Here is a 5,086-nt window from a genome sequence, read left to right as displayed (position 1 = left end):
CGCACCGGCCGCGGCGCGGCTGACGACGCTGCTCGCCGGACGGACGTCGGGCGCGGGCGGCGGAGGCGGCCGACGCGGCACGGCGCCCGATCTCGGGGAGCTGCTTCCGCAGTGGCTCGCGGCGGCCAACCGGTACGGATACCGGGCGCCGGACGCCCAGTTGCCCGCCTTGCTGGACGCTGCACGCGCCCGTACCGATCTCCGTTCCGAGACGCTGACGTTCGCGGGCCCCCGTGCGCTGTGGCTGGCGCGGCTCAATCCCGAGTGGAGGTTCGCCCTGCGCAACACGGTGCCGCAGTACGCCGTCCCCGGGCTGGACGGGCCGACGCAGGGAGAGACGGAAGGGACGGAAGGGGTGGCGGCGACGGACGAGCACGCTCCGGCGCCGGCTCCGGCGTCCGCTGCGGCTTCTGCCCGCGACGCCGCTCAACAGCTCTGGGACGAGGGCCTGTTCGCGGAACGCGTCGCGCTGCTCGCCTCGCTGCGCCGCCAGGACCCGGCGGCCGGGCTCGCCCTCCTGGAGAGCACCTGGGCCGCCGAACGGGCCGAGGACCGGCTGATGTTCCTCGACTCGCTCCGCGAGCGCCTCTCCCCCTCCGACGAGGACTTCCTCGAACGGGCCCTCACCGACCGTTCCCGCACGGTCCGCGCCACGGCGGCCGAACTGCTCAGCACCCTGCCGGGCTCGGCGTTCGCCGCACGGATGGCGGCCCGGGCGCGTACGTACGTCACACAGGACCCTCTCGCCACGGCGCCCCGCATCGCCGTCGAGGCCCCGCACGAGTGCGACGCCGCGATGCAGCGCGACGGCGTGGTGGCCAAACCGCCCGGCGGACGCGGTGAACGGGCCTGGTGGCTGGGGCAGTTGGTGGAGGCCACCCCGCTTTCCACGTGGCACGGACAGTTCGGCGGGCGTCGCGCGCAGGAGATCGTCATGCTCCCCGTCACCGACGGCTGGCGGCAGGATCTGCACGCCGCCTGGTGCCGCGCGGCGGTGCGCCAGCACGACGCGGAGTGGGCGCGGGCCCTGATCGGTCCGCCGACGGCTCCGCCCGACGAGGGCTCCGGCGACGCGGCGAAGCTGCTCGCGGTGCTTCCGGGAGCGGAGGCCGCCGTATGGACGGCGGCGTTCATCGCGGCGCACGGACTGTCGGACGCCTTCCGCGTGCTCGGGGTCTGCACCGTGCCGTGGCCGGAGCCGCTCGGCAGGGCCGTCGTGGACGCGCTGGAGATCGCACGGGACGCGGGCAGCTATCCGTGGAGCTTCAGCGGCGTTCTGGGACTGGCCGAACGCTGCCTTCCGCCCACCGACGCGATACGTCTGGAGCCGCTCGCGGCCGTCCCGGACGAGCCGGAGGGCGGCTCACCGGGCGCCGGCGCCTACTGGGCGGAGGCGTTCCAGCGGCTCGTCGCCACGCTGCGCCTGCGCGCGACGATGCACGCGGAACTGCGCGGCGAGGGCGGGAACGGACCCGAGCCGGAGGACCTGGCTCTGTGAGGACGTGAACCGGTGAGGTGACCTGAACCGGGCCTGCCGGACCCGGAGGACGCGCGGCGAGGAGCGGAAGCCAGGCGGGAGGAACAAGGAGCGGAAGGGCAGAGGACAGAGGCAGAGGACGCGGAGACCGGAGTGGGCCCGGAACGGCAGCGCGGAAGGACGTACGGGACGGGGACGTACGGGACGGGAGGGCGCGCGGGAGCGTCAGTGCGTACGGGAACCGGCGGACGACGGGGCGAGGGCCCCGGTGGTCAGGCGGCCAGCGATCCGACGTTGGCGCGGATCCACTCGACGACCTCGTTCGTCGTGGCACCGGGCGTGAAGATCTCGGCGACGCCGCTCGCCTTGAGCGGGGCGATGTCGTCCTCGGGGATGATGCCGCCGCCGAAGACCTTGATGTCGGCGGCGTCCCGCTCGCGCAGCAGCTCCAGCACCTTGGCGAAGAGCGTGTTGTGCGCGCCGGAGAGGATGGACAGGCCGATCGCCTCGGCGTCCTCCTGGATCGCGGTGTCCACGATCTGCTCCGGAGTCTGGTGCAGCCCGGTGTAGATGACCTCCATGCCCGCGTCGCGCAGCGCGCGTGCGATGACCTTGGCCCCGCGGTCATGGCCGTCGAGCCCCGGCTTGGCGACCACCACGCGGATCGGACCCGGCACACTCATCACTGCCTCCATCTCGACGGCTCTTCGGGGAGTGGTTCGACGACGGCCCTTCGTCGTCCGCGGAGGGCGTCCGCGACTGCCCAGTGAACGAACGTTATCCCCAGGATCCCGCACCCAGGCGATTCCGGCCGGGAAGGGAGGGGGAAATCACACGGCGGCGGCCCCCCTTCGATCCCCCGGCAGGCCCGGCACCCGTGCCGCCCCCGGGCCCGCTCACGCGAACCCGTCGCCGCACCTCCGCGACCGCGCACGGGAGCCGTCAGACCGTCCGGTTCACACCGTCCACCCCGGTCGGCACCGCGTCCCGCCCGGAGGTCCGTCCGGCGTCCCGGCCGAAGGTCCGGAACCGCGACGGCCGCGCCGCCCCCGACCGCGCCCCGTCCACCGCACCCGCCGCCCGGTACATCACCTCACGCCCGGAATTCTCCCTCCGCGTACGGACGTTCGCGTTTCCGCCGGGCCCGTACCGGAGTCGGAGTGTGCGGGAAGCCGCCGGAACTCCCCCACGCCGAGGGGGAGTTGGTCGAACATTCATCGAACGCAAGGCCAAGAACGGCTTCGTGGAGCACCAAAAGGCCACCGAATGCCCGTTTCTCCGGGCCGTAAAACCTGTTGAAGATTGTCGTCGTCACGTACCCCCGGGTACAGTCACCGCACTGCTCCGCCCTTGCTGTCGAGGCGAAAGAGAAGTTGGTGGTGAACGAAAGTCACCCGTCGGGAGGCTCCTTCCCGGCCGATTCCTCTCACGGCTTCTCGTACACGGCGCCGCACGACGGGCAGTACGAGCAGACCGCGCACAGCGGGTACGCACAGCAGGGCCAACACGCCGCGTACGACGGCTATTCCACGGGCACGGCCACCTTCGACCACGGCTACTCCGCCGACTCCTACGGCGCTGACCCGCTCTTCGGCTCGATGCCCGGACAGCACACCGGCATGGAGAACGCCTCCTGGGCGCAGGGCACATACGACGCGGGCGCATACGACGCCTACGCGGACCCGGCCGGAGCGTCCGGGACGTACGGCGGCGAGTACGGCGGCGCCGGCCACCACAGCGGTGGCTACGACAGCACTGGCTACGACACCGGGACCTATGACAGCGGGTCCTACGACAGCGGTGCGTACACCTCCGGTTCCTACGGCCAGGACGCCGCATGGGCACAGGCGGGCTTCCCGCAGACCGCCGACGTACCCGCTCAACACGGCGCCGACCAGGGCGACTTCGGCTGGACCCACGGGCAGTGGGACACCTCGCAGTGGAACAACGCCCAGTGGGAGACCGACGGGCAGTGGGACTTCACCGGCGCCGACGGCGGCTGGGACGCCTACGGCTACGGCGGACAGCAGACCGCCGTACCGGGCCATGACGGCGCCTCGGCCGACGCGTACGACACCTATGACACGTACGGGTCCTTCGAGGCGCATCAGTCCGCGGAGTCCTATGAGTCCGCCGAGCTGTACACGTCGTACGACAGCTACGAACCCGGGGCCGCCGAGGACTACGCCGGCCAGGGGCAGGGTCAGGGTCAGGGGCAGCAACTCCCCTACGCGGACGGGGCGTTCCCGCACGACGTGGAACCGGACGCCACGACGGCCATGCCCGCCCTCGACGGCTATGACGGTTACGACAGCTACGACGGTTACGACGTCCACGGTGCGGACGCCCCCGCCTACGACGCGGAGACCGGCCCCGACCTCGCCGGCTACGAGGGCCACGAGGATCTCGACGGCCACGACGGTCTCGACGACTACGACAGCCACGACGGCGATGACGCCCACGGCGCACTCCCGCAGGGCGATCTGCGGGTCCCGAACCTTCCCGGCCGCCGCCGCTCCCCCAGACCCCGGCGCTCCGCGCTGCTCACCGTCGCCGTGCCGTCCGTCGCCGTGATGGGCGTGGCCGCGGCAGCAGCCGCCTCCGTCGCGGACAGCGTCCCGCAGGAGGAGACGACGACGCAGGCCGCGGACGTCCCCGTGAAGCCCGCCAACAAGAAGCTCGACACACAGCTCGCCGGACTCTCCGCGGACGCCGACGACTTCGCGGACCGCGCCAGCCGTACGCAGGAGCGCCTCGACCTCCAGGCCCGCCAGGAGGCGGAGCGCAAACGCAAGGCGCGGGAGGCCGCCCGTAAGGAGGCGCTGCGGCCCAAGTTCGCGCTTCCCGTCCAGGAGCACGGACTCAGCGCGACGTTCGGGCAGGCGGGTCTGAACTGGATGTCCGTGCACACCGGCATCGACTTCCCCGTGAGCGAGGGCACGACGGTGATGGCGGCCACCGACGGCACCGTCACCACCAAGTACGACGTGGCCTTCGGCAACATGGCCGTGGTGACCGCTCCCGACGGCACCGAGACCTGGTACTGCCACCTCAGCAGCACCAAGATCCGTTCCGGCCAGGTCAAGGCGGGCGACGCCATCGCCTACTCGGGCACCTCCGGCAACTCCACGGGCCCGCACCTGCACTTCGAGGTGCACCCCGGCGGCGGCGAGGCCATCGACCCGCTGCCCTGGCTGCGCGGCAAGGGCCTCAACCCGCAGTAGCGCCCGGCCCTCCGGAACGCGTACGCGGACTCATCGCCGGTAGGCGAACTCGCCCGCCGGTACGCGAACTCGCCGCAGGCGCCCGCCCGTCGGGCTCCGCCCGGACGACGGCCGCAGCCGCTACAGCTTCTCCACCGGCGCGTACCGCAGCAGCAGCCGCTTCGGCTTCTCCCCGCCGAAGTCGATCGTCGCCTCCGCCTTGTCGCCGCTGCCCTTCACGGAGACGACCGTGCCGAGCCCGAAGCTGTCGTGCGTCACGCGGTCGCCGGGCGACAGGGAGACGACGGGACGGTCCTGTGTACGCCGCGTCGCGAAGCCGCTCGGGCCGCGCCGTGCCTGCCCCGAGGCGCTCGACGCCGGCGCGCCCGCCGCCCCGAGCCCCGAG

3 protein-coding genes and 1 pseudogene are annotated in these 5,086 nt (G+C 72.6%); 2 read left to right on the top strand and 2 right to left on the bottom strand.

Features of this window, described 5'->3' with window-relative positions; translation table 11 throughout:
- Nucleotides 1-1,498, top strand: a 1,498-nt coding sequence (locus tag AN218_RS31210; RefSeq protein WP_079132790.1) for a DUF5691 domain-containing protein, incomplete at its 5' end; no start/stop codon positions are given.
- A 251-nt stretch (nt 1,499-1,749) separates the two neighbouring features.
- Here the strand turns inward: AN218_RS31210 and AN218_RS31205 are convergent.
- The gene (locus AN218_RS31205) at nt 1,750-2,160 is read right to left on the bottom strand and encodes a coenzyme B12-dependent isobutyryl CoA mutase small subunit (protein WP_070020385.1); all 411 of its coding nucleotides are present in this window, start codon (nt 2,158-2,160) and stop codon (nt 1,750-1,752) included.
- A 696-nt stretch (nt 2,161-2,856) separates the two neighbouring features.
- On the opposite strand from AN218_RS31205, the gene AN218_RS31200 reads away from it, so the two are divergent.
- Nucleotides 2,857-4,701 carry a M23 family metallopeptidase gene (locus tag AN218_RS31200; RefSeq protein WP_079132791.1) on the top strand — a complete coding sequence of 615 codons (1,845 nt, stop codon included), beginning with the start codon at nt 2,857-2,859 and terminating at the stop codon, nt 4,699-4,701.
- Nucleotides 4,702-4,821: 120 nt separating this feature from the next.
- Here AN218_RS31200 and AN218_RS31195 read toward each other — a convergent pair.
- Nucleotides 4,822-5,086 (bottom strand): annotated as a pseudogene (locus AN218_RS31195) (ATP-dependent DNA helicase PcrA); the annotation flags it as partial.

The sequence above is a fragment of the Streptomyces nanshensis genome, assembly GCF_001751255.1.
In the GTDB taxonomy this organism is placed as follows: Bacteria; Actinomycetota; Actinomycetes; order Streptomycetales; family Streptomycetaceae; genus Streptomyces; species Streptomyces nanshensis_A.
The sequence above is the reverse complement of the archived record's forward strand: the minus strand, read 5'-3'. Positions and strand labels throughout refer to the sequence as shown.